The sequence below is a fragment of the Bradyrhizobium sp. SEMIA genome, from assembly GCF_014844175.1.
GTDB classification, from domain to species: Bacteria; Pseudomonadota; Alphaproteobacteria; order Rhizobiales; family Xanthobacteraceae; genus Bradyrhizobium; species Bradyrhizobium arachidis.
This window is the reverse complement of the sequence record NZ_CP046601.1, coordinates 8,804,463-8,825,276: the sequence shown is the minus strand read 5'-3', so window position 1 is coordinate 8,825,276 and position 20,814 is coordinate 8,804,463. Positions and strand designations below refer to the sequence as shown.

Here is a 20,814-nt window from a genome sequence, read left to right as displayed (position 1 = left end):
GTCTGTTCCACCTGTGAAAGCAGACATCACGTCGTCGAAGACTGAGGACCGCTAAGGGCCACAAGCAGACGTTACGCCTCGGCTCATCCCGGGTGAGTCCGACTTCGCGACGACAAACCAAGTAAGACTTACTTACGTGGCTCGGTCACCACCTTGGTTGATCCGTCCGGCGCTGCCTGCATTCCCGGGGGGCTTTGACCTTGCGGGCTTTCCGGCGGCGCGCCCCCCGATTTCGTGTCCAGCGGTCCGGTCCAACCTTGTGGCTGCAATTGACCTTTTTCTTCTGGTGCCGAGCGTCCAGTTGTCATGTCCTTGGGGTCGGTCTGCGCTGCCGCAAATCCGCACGACAACGCCCAGCCGACTGCCGTTATCAGAATGATCCGCATTGCGAGACTCCGCTTGGCTGATCGAACCAACAGGCGGGTCCCGCTTCAGTTCCCTCCCCGCAAACGATCTCCGCCTCGGGTCATGGCCGATCTTCGCGGCTTCCGCTCTCCGCCCAACTGCGGACGCGTCGACAGCCACCGGGACCTCCAGCCACGGCCAGGAGCGGAAGCCGCGATTTGGACCACAGGCCCGCTGCCATGATCGGCGATAAGTATCGTACGTGAAGTGGTTCACAAATGGACGAGTGAGACCGCGGTACGCTAACCGGGCCCTTGGCCGACGTGCACCAGTGGGATCAGCAGGTTCGAGATCGAACATCGACGTTCACCGCTCGGTCGCATGTATCGTATTTCTCAATGCTGACTCCATGAACTGCCAAATTTGGTTCGAGGGCATTCTGTGCGGCCGGGAGCCCAAGAACGACAAATCTCTTCGCGCAACTCAGAACGTTGATTGGAGAATAAGCCAAACGATAAATCAGATGGAGGTTCCGATGGTGAAGAGAGCGATCACGCTTGGCGGTGGGGGCCCGGCAGCAGGGCTGCATATCGGGGTTCTGGAAGCTCTCGCCAATGCAGGAATAACCTTCGACGTGTGGGCATTGTCGTGCATCGGCGCCTGGGTTGGGATTGTCTATAACCAGTTCGACGACAAAGTAGTTGCGAATAAATACAGGGCGAAAAGGACCTATGAATTCTTCAGGGATAACGTGTTTCGCGACGACGAAAGCTACAAGCGCTTTCCCATCAACACGGTGTTCGGCCCGGATTGGGGAACCATCAGCAAGGCTATGTCCGACTTCGTCACAGATGCCAATACCTATAAGCATTTGTGGGATCCGCAGGCGATGGCGAGTGCCGTCGAGAAAACCATGTCGCTCTGGTTCCCTCAACGCCCAAATAGGGGCTGCGGGGGAAGGTTCACGATCCCGGACGAGGGCGACAGAAATAGATGGATTCTCAATCAGGTGTTGGCACCAAATCCTTTCGTTCGCTATGCCACGTCGATGATGTATCTGTCCCATGTGACCGGCCTCTCCAGGATCAACTATCCGCAGAGCCAATTCATGAACGGCATCAATTTCGACGAGCTGAACAAGCCCGAAAAGCCGTTCATATTTCACAACGCCTGGAATCTCGACGATCACAAGCTCGCGTTGTTTTCCAACCGTGAGTTTGATCAGACTCGGAGGGCCAAGGACATTGAGTACAACGTGCCCATCACTGCATCCAGTCTGTGCGCGTGTTCAGCCCTTCCCTTCATCGAAGAAACGGTGGAGATCGACAAGGTTACATATTGCGAGGGAGCGCTGATCGACACGGTCAACTTCGAGAGCCTGATCCAGGAGCATCATAAGCCGGGCGATGAGCTCGACGAAATATGGGTGAGCCGGATCGTCGATGCGAAGCAAGTCCGCAAACCGAAAAACCTTCACGATGCCTTGGCAAATCTCTGCCAATTGTTCGCAGCAACCGTTGGCGAAGACGACGTCAAGCTCTTCAAGTACCACGTCCGGTGCGACGGGAAAAAGGACAGTCGGTGGCAAGGCACAGTCGTGGAGATTCATGTGCCGGGGCACATCAATTTTAAATGGAATCACAGCAACCTGCATGGTGGGCGCAAGTTGGGGAAAGCCGCCGCGGAACAAGCGATTGCCGCATACTACGAACATCAAGATCGTCCGCCGCATCCCGGGCCACATTTCATCAACGAGGATCCGGCGAACGACCATGCGAAGGAATGGCGGGAGGTGCAAGGTACCTATCAGGAATGTCGTCAGCAATTCGACGCTTGACGCCGGGGTAAACCGGCCTTGCAACCTGCTGAGTCACGTCACTCTATCTGTAGTTCAGCCAGAACTACCGCAGGCGGTCGAGCAACGCCTTTGCCTGCTTGACGTCCCGTGTTTCAAAACCCTCGGTGAACCAGGCGTGGATGGGCGCGAGCAGGTCGAACGCTTGCTGGTGCTTCCGCTCATCGATCCACAACGCGGCAAGGTCTGTTGCAGCTCGAAGCTCGAGGGCCTTGGCGTGCTGGCTTCTTGCGATTGTCAATGCGCGATCGAGCAGTAGTTGCGGCTCGGTGGCAGCTTCCGATGCGCCGCGGACGAGCAACGCGCCCGCTTTCAGCCGGTACAGCTCGGCCTCAAATATCCGTTCGCTGTTGCGGCCGGTCGTGGCGAGGCCCTGTTCGATCAGCTCCAGCGTAGGTTCGCGCTGATGGCTCGACAACAAGGCCGGAGCCAGGAGCACGTACAGTGCCGTGATGCCGAGCTGATAGCCCGCGCCACGATATTCATTCATCGCAGCCTGGATTTCCTCGAGCGCGGCGGATGAGGGATCAAGAAAGGTGGCGCTTATCCCCCGGACGGCGCGCGACAATCCCCGCCATTGCCTGAATGCGTGCTCTTCCGACAAGCTGAGACAGCGGTCCGCGTAGCGGTGCGCCGTCAGGAACTCGCCCCGAAGCGCGTGGATAATGGACGCATAATAGGTCGCGTAAGCCTGGGAGTGCGGATGATTGATGGCATCTGCGCGTTCGATGGCAGCATTCACACGTGCGAGCGCCGTATCGGGGTGGCCCAGCAATAACAGCGCCCATGACATCAGAGCAAGGTCGGCCACGCCCGCATCCTGCCCGGCGGCCCGCGCCGCCAATCTGTCCTGCTCGCTGCTCGCCTCGAACGTCTCGAAGGCCCGTTCGATCACCTCGCGCGCGCCCGTGAGATGTCCCATGAAAAGGCGAATCATGCCTTGGCCGCGCATCGCGTTGAGCAGCGTCGGTCGATCGTGGCGCGCTTCGGCGAGATCGAGCAGCGCCGAGATCATTTCCTCGGCGACCGGCAGCTCACCACGAATGACGCTCGCTGTGGTCAACCAGAACATGATCTGCAGTTGTTCGGGGGGATCGTTGAGGCGCTGGCAAAGCGCGCGTGCGCGCGCGAAGGTCGCCACGGCCTGAGGCGAGGCCGGCCCCAGGGTGGCGATCAGGCATGGTCCCAGCTCGAACTGAAAATCAAGCTCCAGCCTGTCCTTCACTGCGCCGTCGGCCAGATGGGCCAAGACCTCGATGCCCTTTCGCAAATGCGCGATGGCTTCGAGGTTGGCGGAGCGCATGGCCGCCTTCCTGCCTGCCTGGAGCCAATAGTCCCTGGCCTTGTCGAACAGTCCCGCCTCCGTCAGGTGGAGTGCGAGGGTTTCGGGTTGAGCCTCCACGATTTCCGGAAATCGTTGCTCGAACGCATCGGCTATGGTGGCATGCAGCGCGGCGCGCCGGCTCTTCAGAAGTCCCGCTTCGGCGGCGTCCCGCACCAGCGCATGCTTGAAGGTATAGACCGCCCGCGGTATCTCGCCCCGGCAGAATATCAGCTCCGCCCGAACCAACTGGGCAAGCGCCTCCTCGAGCCTCTGCGCCGGCAACCCGGCAACAGCGCTCAACAGTTCGTAGGAGAACTCGCGCCCGACGACGGCGCCGATCTGGGCCACGTCCTTCACCGGGGCTAGTCTGTCCAGTCTCGCCATCAGCGATGCGCTCAATGTAGTCGGAATCGCCATCGGGGGCAGCGGACGGCTGAGCGTGTAATGGTCGTCCTGCTCGTGCAACAGCCCGGTTTCGAGCACGGCTTTCGTCAACTCCTCGACGAACAGGGGCACGCCATCGGTACGGGCGAGGATTTGGTCCATGACCTCCTCGGGAAGCGTCTTGCCCGCCGTGACACGCTCGACCAATGCCGCCCCGTTGCGGCGGTTCAGCCGCGTGAGCGAGAGCGTCGTCACATGAGCATGGCTAGGCCAGGGCGGCGTGAACTCCGGTCTCGCGGTGATGAGCAGCAAAACGCGAAGCCGCGGTACCTTCTCCAGTGTGACCGTGAGCAGCTCCAGTGAAGTCGGGTCCGCCCAATGGGCATCCTCGAAGATGACGAACACCGGCTGCCGCGCCGCCAATGCGTCGAGCTGGTCGAACAGCGCGGCAAGCGTGACGTCCTTGCGGTTCTGCGGACTGAGCTCGGGCAGACGGTAGCGGTTGCTGATCGGCAGCGACAGAAGGTTGGCCAGGGGCGGCACGACACGGTCCGCGTCACCACCGAAGCGCAGGAGCAGAGCCTCGAGCTTGGCAAACTTCTCCGTTGGCGTCTCGCCTCGCTCGAACCGGGCGGCGCGTTCGAGGTTGGCGATGAAGGGATGCAGCGCGCTGTTGGTGTGATGCGCCGAGCAGAAATGGCGCACCGTGATGTGCCGTTCCGCCTGCAGCCGCTCTTGCAGCGCCAGTGCTATGTGCGACTTGCCGATGCCTGGCTCGCCGGTGAGAAGCACGACGCAGCCTTCGCCTGACGCAGCATGCTGCCAGCGCCGCAACAGCAGCTCGATCTCTTCGTCACGCCCGATCGGTGGTGTCAGTCGAGTCTTGTGCTGCGCTTCGAAGCGGCTTTCCACGCCGCTGATCCCGAGCACCTGCCAGGCGGGTATAGGCTCCGACCATCCTTTAAGCGCAACAGGCCCGAGATCGCGATATTCAAAATATCCTTCCGTGAGCTGGTGCGTGCTCTCGGAGATCAGCACCGTGCCGGGCTCGGCGAATTGCTGCAGGCGAGCGGCGAGGTTCGGTGTCTCGCCAATCACCGCCTGCTCCTTGGCGGCGCCTTCGCCGATCAGGTCGCCGACCACGACCATGCCGGTCGCGATGCCGATGCGGACCTGCAACTGGGTGCTGACGTCCGTCTCGAGGTTGGCGACGGCATCGACCAGCGCGAGCCCGGCGCGTGTTGCCTGCTCGGCATCGTCCTCGTGGGCCTGGGGATAACCGAAATAGGCGAGCACGCCATCCCCCATGTACCGCGCGATGATGCCTTGGCTCCGCGCGATGATCTCCGCGATGCAGGCATGATAGGCGCGGATGACCGCGCGCAGATCCTCTGGATCCAGTCGGGCCGAAAGTGCCGACGAGCCCACCAGATCGCAAAACATGACCGTGAGCTGGCGTCGCTCGGCGCTGTCCCGCGGCGCTGGTCCGGCGGCCGCTTGAGCCGATCCGAGGACGTCACCCTTGAGGTCTGCGATCACGCGCAGCAGCTTGCGCCGGTGCCCGAGCAGGACGCCGAGGTCCTTGAGGTCCTGCTCCGTGAGGTCGCCAATGACGGAAAGGTCGATGGCATTCTCGGCGAAACGCTGGGCGTACTCGCCCAAACCGATCGATGCGAGCCACTCTGCAGTACCTGTCATGGGATACCTATGGCTTATGCAATGAGAATAGCACACTGGAACAGCCTGCGAAGGCGCATCTATCGCCAGAAGCGCAGATCGCCCGACCTCTCGCCCAATTGATAAGGGCTCCGGCGAAAACTGGATGCTGGCAAGCGATGTCCGCTCAGGGTCAAAAGGCGCCATCAGTCGGCGCCACGGCCGCGTGTGCTCAGCCCGCCGAAGGCGGACATCTTGGCGTTCGACATGGATGTCAGTAACGCGCCAGAAACCGAAGGTTGTACCAAGTTTGTGCGGGATTGTCCGCATAGGGACATGACGCTTTGGGTCACGATCAGGCATCCCGGACTTGTCCGAGCTTGGTCCCCTCATGGCCCAGAAGCGGACGCTCGGATGTATGAGTACGCGCCCTAGCTCGCCCTGATCCTCCTCGGGCGCTTCTTGAGCCACATGATCGCGCCACTGACGAAGAGGACGAGTGGCGCGATGCCGGCTGCGAACACCAACAATCGTCCGGAAAGTCCGAACGTCGCGCCATTGTGGAGCCAGAGCTGTTCGGCCACATAGCGGTCGCCCAGCGACATGGCATCGGACGTGCGATCGTGCAGCACCGCGCCACTCCATGGATCGAGCCAGATCGCCCCTCGTGCCCGCACGGCGGGATCAGCGCCATCCGCGCGGAACTGCACGCGCCACGTGTTGCGCGTTTCGCCTGGCGGGGACAGCATGGCGACCGCCCTGCCCGGCTTGGCCTCCTCTGCGCGTCGCATAATCGCATCGGGAGAGAGCAGCGGTGTCCCGGCGGGAGGCGGTGCTGCGATCCGTGGCGAGGGATCAGGTGTCGGCTGCGACAGAACGCCGACGATGGGACGCACCACGTCCGGAAAAACGAGACCGATGCCGGTGATCGCGAGTCCTGGGAGCACTAACAGCGCCCAAAAGCCGGCGGCGCCATGAACGTCGAAGACAAATCGCAGCAGCGACACGTCCCTGCGGATCGATATCGATCGCCAGAACCGGCCCGGCTTCGGCCACCACAGGAATAAGCCCGACGCCGTCAAGCCCAGCAGCATGAACCCGGCCACGCCGACCAATTCCCTGCCCCACCACTCGTAGAGCAGCAGCGTATAGTGGAGACGATAGACCTTGAGCGCGAACGCATTGATATAGTCACGCCGCCCCAGCACCTTCCCGTTTGACGGATCGACCATGGTCGTCCAACGATTTGGGTAATGACCTCTCTGGGTTTCGTGCGCATGTATGACGACCCAGACCGGCCAGGTCCGATCCGGAACGAGGATCGTGGAAATCGGCGCGGCGTCCGCCGCCGCGGCCGCGCGGATCACCTCGCTCAAGACAACCCTTTGTTCCGGGGTCGCAGGCGCGTAGAGCGCCGGGTTCAGAGCGGCGTCGATTTCGCGATAGAAGACGATGAAGCTTCCCGTGAGGCCGATCAGCACGACGACGATACCTCCGGCCAGCCCGAGCCAGCGATGAGTCCATAGAAGCCCACGCCGCGCACGTCCGGCGAGGTTCCGGCCCCGCAACATCGTCATTGCACGCGTCAAGCCGAGCCGGCTCAGAAATCGGTCGACATCGACAGGAGCAGGGTTCGCGGATTACCCTGCGACACCGCGGAGAAGCTCGCAACGCCGGCCCAGTAGTTGGTGTCGAACACGTTCTGGACCAGGGCCCGGAGCGTCACCGGCCGGTTGTTGATGCGCGTGGTGTAGCGGGCACCAAGGTCGAGCCTCGTCCAGGCCGGAACGACCTGCGCATTCGCCGCATCGAGATACTGGTATCCGGTATAGACGGTGTTTGCGACCAGCGTCAGACCAGGCGCGAACGGCGTATCCCATTCAGCAGACAGGTTCGCTTGCACCTGCGGCACACCGATCGGCGTCTTGCCGAGATTGGCCGGCGTGCTCGTCTTGGTCAGTTCGGGGTCGATCAGCGTCACGCCGCCAAGAACTCGAATGCCCGGCTGCACCTCTCCGAACACGGTCAATTCCAGGCCGCGATTACGCTGCTCGGCGTCGGCACGGAAGACCTTGTCGACGCCGAGCTGTCCCGACGGCTTGGTGATCTCGAACAGGCTGATCGTGGTGGCCAGCATGCCGAAATCGATCTTGACGCCTGCTTCCTTCTGCTTGCTGAAATAAGGCGCCAGAACCTCTCCGGAATTGCTCGCCGTCGTCGGTGCGATGTCGCCTTTGCTCAGCCCTTCGATGTAGTTGGCGTAGAGCGAAACGTTGCTCCAGGGCTTGACGACGACGCCGACCATCGGCGTGAACGCCGTCTGATCGTAGGAGGCGGTGACGGCGCCTGTCGTGGTGTTGTAATTGTTCGACTTGACGCCCTGCTGCCGCACGCCAACGGTCAGCTGAAGACGCTCCTGGAAAACTGACAACGTGTCTGCCAGCGCAAGGCCGGTCAATTCGGTGTCCGACAGCTTCGGAACGGTCGCGGGCGCTGGAACGAGCTGCTCGGGACGGGCGATCGGCGCATAGGTATTGGACAGCACCGGCGTCCCGGACACAGAGCCCCGTCCGATCTGGTCTGTGTAATAGCTCCCCTGGAAAGTCACGGCGTGACTGATCGCGGCGGTGTCGAACCGGGCCCGCACACCGGCGTCGGCCACGTCCCTGTCGATGTCGAATTTGAAGTGCCCCGGTGTCGACGTGGTGTTGCCGGCCGCGTTCAGGATCGTCGGCGTGCCGAACAAGCGATCGACCTGGGTCCGGCCGCCACCGCCATCGGCGAACACCGTCACGGAATCCGTCACGTCGTATTCGGCCCGCGCCAGCAGCGAGTTGTCATGAACCTTGGCCCATTCCCAGGCCTGCGTGACATTGCGCCTGCCAACTGGCGCGGTCGGGACGGCGACGCCTGTTGCGACCAGAAACGGCCTGGTGGGCGCGTCGAACTTTTCCTCCTGATCGATGAAGTCGAGCGACGCCCTGAATCTCTCACCGCGATAGTCGAACGCCGCGGAGCCGACATGTGCCTCCCGGCTCTGATTGTCGAGCGGCGTATCGCCATTGTGATAGCTGCCGTTGACGCGAATGCCGAATTCGCGGTTCTCGCCGAACCGGCGGCTGACGTCGAGATGGGTACCGAACTGCGAGCTCGTCGCGTAGTCAGTCGTCACGCGCGTGAGATCGACATCCCCGGCACGCTTCGGAACGATGTTGATGGTGCCGCCGACGCTGCTGTTTGGGGCCATGCCGTACAGCAGTGCGGTCGGCCCCTTGATGATCTCGATCCGTTCGACGTAGTCGGTGAACACGCGGTAGTTCGGCGCGACACCATAGACGCCGTTGAAGGCTATTTCTCCGACATTGCCCTCGCCGATAGGAAATCCGCGGATGAAGAAGGAGTCGAGAATGCCGCCGGTCTGCCCCGTGAAGCGAACCGAGGGGTCGTTGCTGATGACGTCGGCGACCGTCGTGGCCTGTTGATCCTCGATCTTCTTGGCGGTGTAACTCGTGATGTTGAACGGCGTATCCATGAAGTCCTTGTTGCCGAGCAGGCCGACCTGGCCCCCGCGGGCGACCTGCCCGCCTGCGTAGGACTGCGGGAGTGCGCCCGGTTTCGGCGCGGCGGGATTTCCTTCCGCCTGAACCGCTGGCCGCTCAGTTGCGCGCGAACCGGCGCGAGCCGCCGTCCGGCCCGGATTGGAGCGGGGACGCGCGCGCTGCTTCGGCGCATCGCCGACAACGGTCACCGCCGGTAGCGCGGTCTCGCGCTCCGCCGCGGGCGCCGCGCCCTGCGCGTTGACGTGCTGCGGCAGGCCGGCAGTGAACAAGGCGATGGTGGCGACTGAGGCCGCGAAGGCTGTCGGTCTGGAGAACCTCGGAAGCACGGTGACGGTGGACGCAAGAACAGCAATGGGACGGCAAATGACTCGCGATGGCATCGCACCAGCTTCCGATTTCATGAACATGAACGACGGAGCGACGTGCCGCGGGCAGCATTATCGAGTCAACGAAAGTGGCTTTTGATTTCAGCAGTTTATAATGAGATAAACTCTAGATCGCCCGGAGGTTGCGAACATTGTGATTCACGCTGCGACATGTCGAAGCGCGTCACGCGAGACTGCTTGACGGGAGAGTTCGCGGGGAGCTGCGGTGCTCGCCGGCGCGTGAGCCGGCAAAACCGATCACGCAACTACGCTTGGGGGATTATTCAGCCGACGCCTTGGCGTGGCGCTCGGAGGATTCGAGCGCGGCCTGGCCGAGGCTGCGCCGGCGCCAGATGGTGCCGACGACCAGCACGACGACGACGCCGAGCGCTGCGCAGAGATACTCGCCGCCACTTCCGCCATGGCCGAATTGCAGCGGGATGCGCATGCCGGTGAGCATCTTGTCCAGGGAGGCGCCGAGCGGCCCCTCGAACAGCGTGTGCAGCCTGGGCGCGACGCCGGGATCGGTCGCGATCACCTCGCCCGCGATCCAGCCGAGCAGCGCAGCACCAGCCCACACCAGCACCGGCAGCTTGGCCAGCAGCGCCATGATCAGCGCCGCACCGGCGACGATCAGGGGAACGCTGATGGCAAGGCCGAGGATCAGCAGCGGCACGCTGCCATTGGCCGCCGCCGCGACCGCAATGACGTTGTCGAGGCTCATGACGATGTCGGCGACGACGACGATCTGCACGGCCTGCCACAGATGCGAGGCGGACTCGACGCCCTCCTCGTCCTCATTTTCAGGCACGAGCAGCTTGGCCGCGATCACGATCAGCGCGAGACCGCCGACGAGCTTGAGATAGGGCAGCTCCATCAGGCTGGCGACGATGCCGGTGAAGATGATCCGCAGCAGCACGGCCGCGCCGGCGCCGAGGATCATGCCCCAGAGCCGGTGCCGCGGCTTCAGGCCGCGGCAGGCGAGCGCGATCACCAGCGCGTTGTCGCCGGAGAGCAGGATGTTGATCCAGATGATCTTGCCGACCGCAATCCAGAAGGTCGGTTCGGCCATCTCATTGCGGAACTGGGTGAAGAATGCCCCGATCGTAGCGGGATCGAAGATCTGCCAGAGCCAGTTCACAATACGTCCTTTCGCCCCGTCGCCTTGTTAACGCGTCAGCCGAGAGATCAGCCGACGATCTCGTTGCCCGAGAAGAACTGCGCGATCTCGATCGCGGCGGTCTCCGCGGCGTCCGAGCCGTGGGCCGAGTTCTCGCCGATCGACTTTGCGTAGAGCTTGCGGATGGTGCCGTCGGCGGCCTTGGACGGATCCGTCGCACCCATCGCGTCGCGGTACTTGGCGATCGCGTTCTCGCCTTCCAGCACCTGCACGACCACCGGGCCCGAGGTCATGAACTCGACGAGCTCGCCGAAGAACGGGCGGGCCTTGTGGACGGCATAGAAGGTCTCGGCCTGTTCCTTGGTCATGCGGATGCGCTTCTGCGCGACGATGCGCAGGCCCGCCTTCTCGATCACGGCGTTGACCGCACCGGTCAGGTTACGCGCGGTCGCATCGGGCTTGATGATCGAGAAAGTGCGTTCGATGGCCATAATCTTGTCCTTGAAGAAGAAAGCGGAGGTTTTCGAGTTGCGGGGCTTATATCGGCGCCTTCGCGTTACGGCAAGCGACCGCCCAAACGGCCGCACAGGCGCTTCGCCGCAGGGCCGGTCCCCAGGATTTAAGCATGGATTACAACAATTTCACCCAGATGAACCCAATCTGAAACCCCCGTCAGGATTGGGTTCAGCTTCGCCGGCGTAAGGTCGGGCCTATCGAAACCGAAGCCTGATCCCAAAGCCGATCATTTGGCAGACCGTTTCGGCGGCCCTTTCATCGACGCGATAGCCCCGCGCCGGCAGTCTTTGAGGAGATCACCATGTTGAGGAAACTTTCGCTTGCCGCCGTCGCTGCGGTCGCGCTGGGTGCCGCGCTGGCACCGACCTCCGCCTCCGCTCACTGGCATGGCGGCTGGGGCTGGCACGGCGGTGGTGGCGGCTGGCACCACGGCTACGGCTGGGGCGGCCCGCGCTTCTATGCCCCCGTCTCTTACGGTTATGGCGGCTGCTACGTGCGCCGGCTGGTCCCGACCCCCTGGGGACCCCGCTGGCGACTGATCAACCGCTGCTACTGAGCCCGACAGCACCTTAAGCCCAAGTAAAGCCCCAAGCACCTTCCCCCTAGGTACCTTCCCCCCAGGGTACCTTCCAAGCGAAGCCCCGGCGTCCCCCCCTGCGCCGGGGCTTTGTATTGATCGGATAGCGTGCGCATTCATACAATTTTTACTAGAATGCCGGGCATTCCCCACGGCCAGCGAAACAATTTGGGGGGCCAAGGACTTGGTACCGTGTCTTTACTTTGAGAACACGGAACCTCTGCGATGGCTGGGCCTTCTGCCAATGACAGCGAACAGATCGACCGGCGCACCAGCCGCTCGATTTGCGATGCCGTGGGCGAACGGCTCCAGCAGAGCATCCGCCCCGAACCGCGGCTGCCGACGCATCTCGAGCATCTCCTCGACGAGCTGAGGCGGCGCGACCGCGATCCGCATTGATTTGATTCGGACCGCTTGTGGTCACGGAAAAACGGGTTGCGTTCGAGGCGCCTTGCGGTGACAAGGCCACATGCTTTCCATCACCGACCTCTCCATCCGCCTCGCCGGACGCCTTCTGATTGACCAGAGTTCCGTGCAGATCACGCCGGGCTCACGCGTCGGCATGGTCGGACGCAACGGCACCGGCAAGTCGACGCTGTTCAAGGTGATCCGCGGCGAGCTCGCGGCCGAGCACGGCACAGTGACCCTGCCGCCGCGCTGGCGTGTGGGCAGCCTCGCGCAGGAAGCCCCGAACGGCCCGGAGAGCCTGATCTCCGTCGTGCTCAAGGCCGATCTCGAACGCGACGCGCTGCTTCACGAAGCCGAAAGCGCAACCGATCCGCACCGCATCGCCGAGATCCAGACCCGGCTCGTCGATATCGACGCGCATTCGGCGCCCGCACGCGCGGCCGCGATCCTCTCCGGCCTCGGCTTCTCCGCCGCCGACCAGCTGCGTCCCTGCGCCGAATTCTCCGGCGGCTGGCGCATGCGCGTCGCCCTTGCCGCGACGCTATTCGCCGTCCCTGACCTCTTGCTGCTCGACGAGCCCACCAACTATCTCGACCTCGAAGGCACGCTGTGGCTGGAGGATCATCTCGCGCATTATCCGCGCACGGTGATCGTGATCAGCCATGACCGCGACCTGCTCGATAGTTCGGTCGACCAGATCCTGCATTTGGAGCGCGGCAAGCTCACGCTCTACAAGGGCACCTATTCCTCCTTCGAGGAGCAGCGCGCCGCGCGCGAGCTGCTGGATGCCAAGGCCGTCAAGCGCCAGGAAGCCGAATGCGCGCGCCTGCAAGCCTTTGTCGACCGCTTCAAGGCCAAGGCCTCGAAGGCCCGGCAGGCGCAGTCCCGCGTCAAGATGCTGGAGCGGCTGAAGCCGATCACGGCGCTGGTCACCGAAGACGTGCGCGAGATCAGCTTTCCCGCGCCGGAGAAAATCCTCTCGCCGCCGATCATCGCCGTCGACAACGCCTCCGTCGGTTACGACCCGGCAGCACCGGTGCTCGGCCGAGTCACCTTGCGCATCGACAATGACGACCGCATCGCGCTGCTCGGCGCCAACGGCAACGGCAAGTCGACACTTGTAAAACTGCTCGCCGGGCGCCTTGCGCCCTTCTCCGGCAAGGTGACGCGCGCCGACAAGCTGTCGATCGCCTATTTCGCGCAGCACCAGCTCGACGAATTGAACGAAGACGCCTCAGCCTACGACCACGTCCGCAAGCTGATGGGTGATGCGCCCGAGGCAAAAGTGCGGGCGCGCGCCGGCGCGATCGGCTTCTCCGGCAAGGCCGCCGACACCAAGGCCGGCAAATTGTCGGGCGGCGAGAAGGCGCGCCTCCTGCTGGGCCTTGCGACCTTTTTCGGCCCCAACATGATCATCCTGGACGAGCCGACCAACCATCTCGACATCGACAGCCGCGCGGCACTGGCCGAAGCCATCAATGAATTCCCCGGTGCCGTCATCATGGTCTCGCACGACCGCTATCTGATCGAGGCCTGCGCCGACCGGCTCTGGATCGTCGCCGACCGCACCGTCACCAATTACGACGGCGATCTCGACGAGTACCGCCGCCTGGTGCTGTCCGCGCGCAATGCCGAAGAGCCGGCGCGCGAGCGCAATGCGCCGAGTGAAAAGCCGCAGCGTCCGAAGTCGGACAATCGCGGCTCGCTGAAGAAGCGCATCGCCGAAGCCGAGGCCGAGATCGCGCGCGTCACCGACATCATCGCCAAGATCGACACCGCCCTCGCTTTGCCCGACATTTTCACCCGCGATCCCAAGCAGGCCGCCCAACTCTCGAAGGCGCGCGCCAACGCCGCGGACGCGCTGGCGCGGGCGGAGGAGCAATGGCTCGAGGCGAGCACGCAGTTCGACGAAGCCGCCACCTGACTTCAAGGCCCGCAAAACAACCCCATGCACGGTACCGAAGCCATTGAATAGGCTTAGCTAAACGGAAAGGCCTAGCGTTCTCGCATGATCTCATGCCGGTAGCGCTGCAATGGCGACAAAAGGTAACTGAGTATGGTGCGTGAGCCGGTCTGGATCTCCACCGTCACGGCCATTCCCGGCGACAGGCTGACCAGGCGGTCGTCCACCTGCATCTGGGTGCGATCGAGCGAGATGCGGGCGCTGTAGCTGAGCTCCTGCCCGGTGGGCTCGCTGCTGTCATGCTGCTGCCCGAGCGCGCGGTCGCCGCGCTCCGGCGGGCGGTCGCGGATAATGGCGTCCTGCGAGACGCTCAGCACGCGGCCTTCCAGCAGGCCGTAGCGGGTAAAGTTGAAAGTGTCGATCTTGATCGCGGCGCCCTGCCCGGCCTCGACGAAGCCGATGTCGCGGTTGGAGATCATCGCCTCGACCTCGAGCCGCGTATCCGACGGCACGATCACCAGCAGCGATTGCGCCGGCGTGACGACGCCGCCGACGGTGTGGACCGCAAGCTGCTGCACGACACCGTCAACCGGTGATGCCAGTTGCTGCAAGCTGGTCCGCTGCTCCGCCTTGATCAGGTCGCGCGCAACGCTATTGGCCTTCTGCTCGCTCTTGGCGAGCTCGTCGGAGATGGTCTTCCTGTACTCGGCCACGGCTTGCGTGCGGGTCTCGCGGATCGCGGCGACAGCGGACTCAGCTTCCTTCAAGCGGCTGTTCTGGACGCGAAGCTCCTCCTGCTGCTCGATCTGGAGCTGAAGCGTCTCGTAATAGGTCAGCTTCGAGCCGATCTCCTTCTCCATCAGCGTCTTGCGGATCTCGACGCGCTGCTGCGTGACCGGGAGCAACGCATCGAGCTTGTGGATCGTCGCCGCGATGGTCTGATGCTCGGCGTCCTTCTGCGCCTCCTGGCGCGCAAGCGCCGCGAGCTTGGCACGATGCTCGCCGACCTGGCTCGCGAGCAGCTGCCGCTGCGTCGCGACCAGCGCGGGGTCGGCGTCCGCGGGTACGACGAGATCAACCGAAGCATCTTCGCCAGCCGTCAGCGCGGCGCGCAGGCGCGCGATATTGAGACGCTCGGCCATGAGATCGTCATGCAGGCGATCGCGCTCGGCGGCATTCACGGTTGGATCGAGCTCGATCAGCACATCGCCGGATTTGACCGCCTGCCCGTCCTGCACGTGGATCGCACGCACCACGCCGGTCTCGAACGGCTGGACCACCTTGCTGCGCCCGCTCGACACGACCTTCCCGGTCGCGGACGCCACGATGTCGATCGTGCCCCAGGCGGACCACGCCAGCGCAGCGCAGACCAGAAGCATCAGGGCGATCGCGATGGCGCGGCCGATCGGCGACGGCGGTGTCTCGGTGATCTCCAGCGCCGCCGGCAGGAACGCGATTTCCTCGCCGCGCCGGGTATTTGCTTTCCTGAAGGGAACGATGGTCTGTTCCGACTTTCGGGCCGGCACGGTGCTAACCGACCTCATAGAGGCCTCCCTGAAGGCGGTGCAGGGCTGCATAGCGGCCGCCGGTCTTGATCAAGGCGTCATGCGTGCCGTCCTCGACCAGACGTCCCCGCTCCAGCGTGAAGATGCGGTCGGCGCCGCGCACGGTGGACAGGCGATGCGCGATGATCAGAACCGTGCGGCCCTTCGCGATCTCCTTCATGTTGTCGTGGATGATCCGCTCGCTCTCATAGTCGAGCGCGCTGGTGGCCTCATCGAAGATCAGGATGCGGGGATTGCTCACCAGTGCGCGGGCGATCGCGATGCGCTGGCGCTGCCCGCCCGACAGCGTCGAGCCGCGCTCACCCACCACGGTGTCGTAGCCTTCGGGGAGCTCCAGAATGAAGTCGTGCGCGCCCGCAAGCCTTGCCGCCGCCATGATGCGCTCCATCGGCAGGGCCGGATCGGCCAGCGCGATGTTGTCCCGCACCGAACGGTTGAACAGCGTGTTCTCCTGCAGCACGACGCCGATCTGCCGCCGCAGCCAGGCCGGATCGGTCATGACGAGGTCCATGCCGTCGATCAGCACGCGGCCGCCCTGCGGCAGGTAGAGCCGCTGCACCAGCTTTGCGAAGGTGCTCTTGCCCGAGCCCGACGAGCCGACGATGCCGACGGTCTGGCCCGCCGGAATGTCGAACGAGACGTCGTGCAGGATTTCCGGTCCATCGACCCGGTAGCGGAACGCGACGTGCTCGAAGCGGATGTTGCCCTGAAGCGGCGGCAGCCCGGCACGGCCGGCGGAGTAAGCCGGCTCCGCCGCGCTGTTGAGGATGTCGCCGAGCCGCGCGATCGAGAGCCGTGCCTGGTGGAAATCCTGCCAGACCTGCGCCAGTCGCAGCACCGGCGCCGAGACTCTGCCTGCAAAGATGTTGAAGGCGACGAGCTCGCCGACGGTCAAGGCGTCACCGATCACGAGCCGCGCGCCGACATAGAGGATGGCGGCGGTGACGACCTTGCTGACGAACTGCACGAGCTGGCTCGCGGTGTTGCCGAGGCTGCTGACGCCAAAGCTCGCCGAGACGTAGCCGGCGAGCTGCTCTTCCCAGCGCCGCTGCATCTGCGGCTCGACCGCCATCGCCTTCAACGTCTCGATGCCGCTGACGCTTTCGACCAGGAACGCCTGGTTCTCGGCGCCGCGGCGGAATTTCTCCTCCAGCCTGCGGCGGAACAACGGCGTCGCCACCGCCGAGATCGCGATGTAGAACGGGAACGAGCCCAGCACGATGCAGGTCATGACAGGCGAATAGGCGAACATCACCGCCAGAAACACCGAGGTGAAGACCAGGTCGATGAGCAACGTCAGCGACGATGAGGTGATGAAATTGCGGATATTCTCGAGCTCGCGCACCCGTGCCACGGAATCGCCGACGCGCCTTGCCTGGAACCAGGCCATCGGCAGCGCCAGCAGATGGTGGAACAGCCGCGCGCCGAGCTCGACGTCGATGCGGTTGGTGGTGTGCGCGAACAGATAGTTGCGCAGGATCCCGAGCACCGTGTCGAACAGCGAGACGACGACGAGGCCGATCACCAGCACGTCGAGCGTGGACAATGAGCGGTGCACCAGCACCTTGTCGATCACGACCTGGAAGAACAGCGGCGAGACCAGCGCGAACAGCTGAAGGAAGAACGAGGCGGCCACCACCTCGCCCAGCAGCCGCCGATACTTGCCGATCGCGCCGATGAACCAGGTGATGTCGAAGCGGCGTCCAAGGTCGGAGAGCCCAGCGCGCCGGGCCATCAGGATCAAGCTGCCGTCCCAGAGCGCGACAAGCTCGTCGCGCTCCATGAACACCGGCCGCTGCGCCTGCGGCGACTGCACCAGCACCTTGTCGGCCGTGGCTTTGGCGATGACCATGAAGCTGCCGTCACGCAGCATCGCGATCGCCGGCAGCGGGGTATCCGACAGACGCTTCCATTCCGTTCGATAGGTTCGCGCCTTCAGTCCGAGCGACCTGGCGCAGCGGACGATGTCCGCTGCGCCGAAACGTGTCGTACCAAGCCGGTGCCTGAGCTGGTCGCGGTCCGCCGCGACACCCTGCAGATGCAGCAGGGTGAGCAGCGCGTCGAGACCCGTGTCAGGCAAGACCATGTTCGTCGTCATGGGTGTTCTCCGGAGCGGAGCAGCTGGAGCGGGATGTCTATGGGTTGAGTTGAATTTGGCCTGCAGCAGCGCTTTCCCCGTTCCCTCCCCCCTTGCGGGGGAGGGAACGCACCTTCGTCGACGCGCTAGTTGAGGCTCACCCGATCGCTGTCAGGCGTGCTGCGGCGGGGCTAGCGTCTGGGTCTGCGCCGTGTGCGGATCGGCCAGCGGCATCTCGCCGTGGCCGTCGCCTGCGGGAGCGAAGCTTGCCGCCATGGCCTGGTTGAGCAGCATCGCTGCGGCGAATGCTCCGCCCTGGATCACGACATTGCTACCGCTGCCGCCGTCGAGGACGTCAGCACCTCCGCCGCCGATCAGGACGTCATCGCCTGCCCCGCCGGTCAACGTGTCGTTGCCGGAACCGCCGATCAGGACGTCGTCGCCGTTGCCGCCATTGGCGACGAGCTGGATGCCGCCGTGCAGGCCCGAGGCCGTGATGACATCGTCGCCGTCGAGACCGTTGATGACGATCCTGTCGCCCGCACCGGCATCGGTGATGTTGATGTCCTGGCCAAGCCCCGACACCGTGATGATGCCGTCGTGCTCGGTCACCGTGATGACGTCACTGCCGCTGGTGCCGTTGATGTTCACCGTGTCGGCGGCACCGTCATTGGCGCCGAGGTCGAGGTTGATCTGGTTCACGCCGGTCCCGGAGAGATCGCCGACCGTGATGTTGTCGGCGCCACCCAGGGCGTTGAAGTTGATGTGCTCGACGCCGTTGAGATCCATCGCGATGGCGGCGACGTCGCGGGTGAACAGCACCCGGCCGCCATTGGCCGAGATGTTGATGTTCTCGCTGATATTGGCACCGTTGAACTGCAGGGTGTCGGTGCCCTTGCCGCCTTCGACGACGTCGCTGCCGTCGCCGGGATTCCAGACGAAGGTGTCGTCGCCGGCTCCGAGATTGGCGACATCGTTGCCGCGGCCGCCGTTCACGATGTCATTGCCGGCGCTGCCGGTGATCGTGTCGTTGCCGTCGCCGCCGTTGATGTCGAGGCTGAACGGCTGCCCCGCCTTGATCGTGGACGCGTTGATGACGTCGTTGCCCGCACCGCCGTTGACGCTGAGCACGTCACCGGCATCGGAGTGAGCGATCGTCACCTGCGCCGCAAGGCCGTTGACCACGATCGAGCTGCCCGAGGTCGTCACCGAGATGTTGTCGTCTCCGGCACTGCCGTCCACCGTGACGCGGTCGGCAGCTCCATCGCCGCTGGTGCTGCCGGGGCCGGCGCTGAGGTCGATGGCGACCTGGGTCACCCCGGTCCCGGTCAGGTCGTTGACGGTGATATTGTCGGCCCCGCCGGCAGCCGCGATCTGCACGTGCTCGACGCCATCCAGATCCATGACGATGGCACCGACGTCGCGGGTGAGCAGCGTACGGGTTCCGTTCGCCGAGATCGACATGTTCTCGGCCACATTGGAGCCGTTGAAAACCAGCGTATCCGTACCTGCGCCGCCCTCAACGGTGTCGCTGCCATCGCCGGGATTCCACGTGAAGAGATCGTCACCCGCACCGAGATCGGCGACGTCGTTGCCGCGGCCGCCGGTGACCTTGTCGTTGCCGTCACCACCGATCAGGAGATCGCGCCCTGGCTGCCGGTGATGGTGTCGTTGCCCGCACCGCCGTCGATGGTCAGTCCGATCACCGCGGGAAGCGCGGACGCGTCGATGACGTCGTTGCCGCCGAGCTCCTGGATCACCAGACGGTCGTTGGCCCCTTCCGCATTCGCGATCGTCACGACTTCCGGCAGGCCTGTCACCGTGACCGTGGTGCCCACGGCCGTGACCGTGATGTGCTGGTTGCCGTTGGTGCCGTTGACGGTCACTGTATCGGCCGCGCCGTCGCCTTGCGTGCCCCCGGGCGTGGCTCCGAGATCGACCAGCACCTGCTTGACGCCGGTGCCGGTGAGATCGCCGACGTTGATGTTGTCGGCGCCGCCGCGCGCATCGAATTCGATCTGCTCGACGCTGTTGAGGTCCATCGTGATGTTGGCGACGTCGCGGGTGAAACGCACCCTTCCGCCATTTGCCGAAATGTCGATCTTCTCGTTGATGTTGGCACCGTTGAACAGCAGCTTGTCGTTGCCCGATCCGCCTTCGACCGTGTCGCTGCCGTCGCCTGGATTCCAGATGAAGGTGTCGTCGCCCGATCCGAGCTGGGCGACATCGTTACCGCGTCCGCCATTGGCGATGTCGTCACCGGAGCCGCCGATCAGCAGGTCGTTGCCGTCGCCGCCGGTGATCCTGTCGTTGCCGGCGCCGCCGTCGAGCGTCAGCGAGATCAGTGGAGCGAGCCCGTTGCCCGCGGTGATGACGTCGTCGCCGCCGCCGGCGTGCAGCACCAGATTCTCCGTCGTCCCGATGTCGAGCGAAAACGGCGCAGCACCGGTGCCGTCAAATCGCACGCGCGTGCCGTTCGCCACAATCGTGAACGTCTCGGAATCATTGCTGCCGTTGACCTGCGCCGTGTCGATGCCGTCACCACCCTCGAACAGATTGGTGCCGCCGCCGGGATTCCAGATCATGAGGTCGTTGCCAGCTTCGCCGAACAACTGGTTGTCGCCGCTACCGCCGTCGAGCGTGTCGTTGCCCGCTCCGCCGAACAGCAGATCGTTGCCGCCGCCGCCCTTGATCGTATCGTCACCGGCCTGGCCGAACAGGAGATCGGCACCCGAGCCGCCCGTAATCTTGTCGTTGCCGTCGCCGCCGAAGACGTGCACCGCCGGCATCGGGCCGTTGGATTCGTTGACGGTGATCGTGTCGTCGCCGCCTTGACCGAAGACGTCGATCTCGTTGGTGTTGGCGACGGTGGGATCGCCACCGGCCGTTTTCACAGAGCCGTTGTTGACCAGGATGCGACCGGACTTGTCGCGGCCGATCACAACGCCGTTATTCGTACCGTCGCCGAAGATGGTGAGCTGGCCCGTAACCGGGGAAAAAACAGAGGTAACAGACATCCAAATGATCCTTCAAATGATCCTTCGATCGATCTCGCCCCTCATCTCAATGCGTAGCAGCCGCACATGTGACAATCCTGAAGCGTCGCTTGAGACGCGCGTGATTATTCTGGAGATTTCCTCCAGTTTTGCTTCGCGCTAC

13 protein-coding genes and 1 pseudogene are annotated in these 20,814 nt (G+C 63.9%); 5 read left to right on the top strand and 9 right to left on the bottom strand.

Annotated features, from left to right (window positions below):
• Positions 1–128: 128 nt before the first annotated feature.
• Positions 129–386: a hypothetical protein gene (locus tag FOM02_RS42240; RefSeq protein ID WP_141262990.1), complete on the bottom strand. Its 258-nt coding sequence runs from the start codon at positions 384–386 to the stop codon at positions 129–131.
• Between the two features lie 494 nt (positions 387–880).
• Here FOM02_RS42240 and FOM02_RS42235 point away from each other — a divergent pair, with 494 nt between their 5' ends.
• Complete coding sequence (locus tag FOM02_RS42235; RefSeq protein ID WP_231164349.1) at positions 881–2,182, top strand: patatin-like phospholipase family protein; 1,302 nt, start codon at positions 881–883, stop codon at positions 2,180–2,182.
• A gap of 64 nt (positions 2,183–2,246) precedes the next feature.
• Here FOM02_RS42235 and FOM02_RS42230 read toward each other — a convergent pair whose 3' ends face one another.
• The 3 genes from FOM02_RS42230 to FOM02_RS42220 all read right to left on the bottom strand — a co-directional run bounded on the left by FOM02_RS42230 (position 2,247) and on the right by FOM02_RS42220 (position 9,096).
• Positions 2,247–5,606, bottom strand: a complete 3,360-nt coding sequence (locus FOM02_RS42230; RefSeq protein ID WP_027557610.1) for an adenylate/guanylate cyclase domain-containing protein — start codon at positions 5,604–5,606, stop codon at positions 2,247–2,249.
• A gap of 389 nt (positions 5,607–5,995) precedes the next feature.
• Positions 5,996–7,135 carry a PepSY-associated TM helix domain-containing protein gene (locus FOM02_RS42225; RefSeq protein WP_092216766.1) on the bottom strand — a complete coding sequence of 380 codons (1,140 nt, stop codon included), beginning with the start codon at positions 7,133–7,135 and terminating at the stop codon, positions 5,996–5,998.
• Positions 7,136–7,164: 29 nt separating this feature from the next.
• Positions 7,165–9,096: a TonB-dependent receptor gene (locus FOM02_RS42220; protein WP_051378474.1), complete on the bottom strand. Its 1,932-nt coding sequence runs from the start codon at positions 9,094–9,096 to the stop codon at positions 7,165–7,167.
• A gap of 289 nt (positions 9,097–9,385) precedes the next feature.
• Here FOM02_RS42220 and FOM02_RS42215 point away from each other — a divergent pair, with 289 nt between their 5' ends.
• Entirely contained in the window at positions 9,386–9,589 is a 204-nt protein-coding gene (locus FOM02_RS42215) for a hypothetical protein (protein ID WP_159073914.1), read from the top strand.
• 180 nt (positions 9,590–9,769) lie between these two features.
• Here FOM02_RS42215 and FOM02_RS42210 read toward each other — a convergent pair whose 3' ends face one another.
• Both FOM02_RS42210 and ndk read right to left on the bottom strand, forming a co-directional pair.
• Positions 9,770–10,630, bottom strand: a complete 861-nt coding sequence (locus tag FOM02_RS42210; protein ID WP_027557607.1) for a TerC family protein — start codon at positions 10,628–10,630, stop codon at positions 9,770–9,772.
• 47 nt (positions 10,631–10,677) lie between these two features.
• Positions 10,678–11,100, bottom strand: a complete 423-nt coding sequence (ndk, locus tag FOM02_RS42205; RefSeq protein WP_027557606.1) for a nucleoside-diphosphate kinase — start codon at positions 11,098–11,100, stop codon at positions 10,678–10,680.
• 326 nt (positions 11,101–11,426) lie between these two features.
• On the opposite strand from ndk, the gene FOM02_RS42200 reads away from it, so the two are divergent.
• The 3 genes from FOM02_RS42200 to FOM02_RS42190 all read left to right on the top strand — a co-directional run bounded on the left by FOM02_RS42200 (position 11,427) and on the right by FOM02_RS42190 (position 14,034).
• Positions 11,427–11,681: a hypothetical protein gene (locus tag FOM02_RS42200; RefSeq protein ID WP_027557605.1), complete on the top strand. Its 255-nt coding sequence runs from the start codon at positions 11,427–11,429 to the stop codon at positions 11,679–11,681.
• 246 nt (positions 11,682–11,927) lie between these two features.
• Positions 11,928–12,101, top strand: a complete 174-nt coding sequence (locus FOM02_RS42195) for a hypothetical protein (RefSeq protein WP_167336514.1) — start codon at positions 11,928–11,930, stop codon at positions 12,099–12,101.
• Positions 12,102–12,171: 70 nt separating this feature from the next.
• A complete protein-coding gene (locus tag FOM02_RS42190) occupies positions 12,172–14,034 on the top strand; it encodes an ABC-F family ATP-binding cassette domain-containing protein (protein ID WP_265441052.1) in 1,863 nt (620 codons plus the stop codon).
• Between the two features lie 71 nt (positions 14,035–14,105).
• On the opposite strand, the gene FOM02_RS42185 is transcribed toward FOM02_RS42190, so the two are convergent.
• The 3 genes and pseudogenes from FOM02_RS42185 to FOM02_RS47425 form a co-directional block, all read right to left on the bottom strand.
• Positions 14,106–15,557 carry an HlyD family type I secretion periplasmic adaptor subunit gene (locus FOM02_RS42185; RefSeq protein WP_027557603.1) on the bottom strand — a complete coding sequence of 484 codons (1,452 nt, stop codon included), beginning with the start codon at positions 15,555–15,557 and terminating at the stop codon, positions 14,106–14,108.
• Positions 15,544–17,676, bottom strand: coding sequence for a type I secretion system permease/ATPase (locus tag FOM02_RS42180; protein ID WP_027557602.1), 2,133 nt, complete (start codon positions 17,674–17,676; stop codon positions 15,544–15,546). The genes FOM02_RS42185 and FOM02_RS42180 overlap by 14 nt, the downstream gene beginning before the upstream one ends.
• 150 nt (positions 17,677–17,826) lie before the next feature.
• Positions 17,827–20,672, bottom strand: a pseudogene (locus tag FOM02_RS47425) (beta strand repeat-containing protein).
• Positions 20,673–20,814 lie beyond the last annotated feature (142 nt).

Bases quoted from the DNA above. Each gene is read 5' to 3' on its own strand.
- FOM02_RS42240 (WP_141262990.1), bottom strand. From the start codon at position 386: ATGCGGATCATTCTGATAACGGCAGTCGGCTGGGCGTTGTCGTGCGGA.
- FOM02_RS42235 (WP_231164349.1), top strand. From the start codon at position 881: ATGGTGAAGAGAGCGATCACGCTTGGCGGTGGGGGCCCGGCAGCAGGG.
- FOM02_RS42230 (WP_027557610.1), bottom strand. From the start codon at position 5,606: ATGACAGGTACTGCAGAGTGGCTCGCATCGATCGGTTTGGGCGAGTAC.
- FOM02_RS42225 (WP_092216766.1), bottom strand. From the start codon at position 7,135: ATGTTGCGGGGCCGGAACCTCGCCGGACGTGCGCGGCGTGGGCTTCTA.
- FOM02_RS42220 (WP_051378474.1), bottom strand. From the start codon at position 9,096: ATGGATACGCCGTTCAACATCACGAGTTACACCGCCAAGAAGATCGAG.
- ndk (WP_027557606.1), bottom strand. From the start codon at position 11,100: ATGGCCATCGAACGCACTTTCTCGATCATCAAGCCCGATGCGACCGCG.
- FOM02_RS42200 (WP_027557605.1), top strand. From the start codon at position 11,427: ATGTTGAGGAAACTTTCGCTTGCCGCCGTCGCTGCGGTCGCGCTGGGT.
- FOM02_RS42195 (WP_167336514.1), top strand. From the start codon at position 11,928: ATGGCTGGGCCTTCTGCCAATGACAGCGAACAGATCGACCGGCGCACC.
- FOM02_RS42190 (WP_265441052.1), top strand. From the start codon at position 12,172: ATGCTTTCCATCACCGACCTCTCCATCCGCCTCGCCGGACGCCTTCTG.
- FOM02_RS42185 (WP_027557603.1), bottom strand. From the start codon at position 15,557: ATGAGGTCGGTTAGCACCGTGCCGGCCCGAAAGTCGGAACAGACCATC.
- FOM02_RS42180 (WP_027557602.1), bottom strand. From the start codon at position 17,676: ATGACGACGAACATGGTCTTGCCTGACACGGGTCTCGACGCGCTGCTC.